This window comes from Streptomyces sp. NRRL F-5123 (assembly GCF_000721495.1).
Classification (GTDB): domain Bacteria; phylum Actinomycetota; class Actinomycetes; order Streptomycetales; family Streptomycetaceae; genus Actinacidiphila.
In genome coordinates this window covers 1-256 of sequence record NZ_JOHY01000224.1, presented here as the reverse complement: position 1 = coordinate 256, position 256 = coordinate 1, and the positions used below count along the sequence as shown (strand labels likewise).

General features: G+C 64.5%; 1 protein-coding gene. It reads right to left on the bottom strand.

Annotated features, from left to right (window positions below):
- On the bottom strand, window positions 1-256 hold a 256-nt coding region (locus tag IH54_RS0139040), incomplete at both ends, for an endo-1,4-beta-xylanase (protein WP_031526460.1).

Below are 256 nucleotides of genomic sequence, written 5' to 3'. Positions count from 1 at the left end.
CCAGACGGTGATGCCGGTGCAGCGGGCGACGTGGAGGCAGGCGTTGACGGTGTTGGTGTAGTTGGTGGTGGAGGCTTGGGCGATGTCGAGTTCGGTGAGTTGGACGTCGACGCCGAGGGCGGCGAAGTTGGTGAGGGTGGTCTGGAAGCTGGCGGGTGGGCCGCTGGAGCCGAAGTGGCTCTGGAAGCCGACGCAGTCGATGGGGACGCCGCGGGACTTGAAGTCCTTGACCATGTTGTAGACGCCTTGGGTTTTG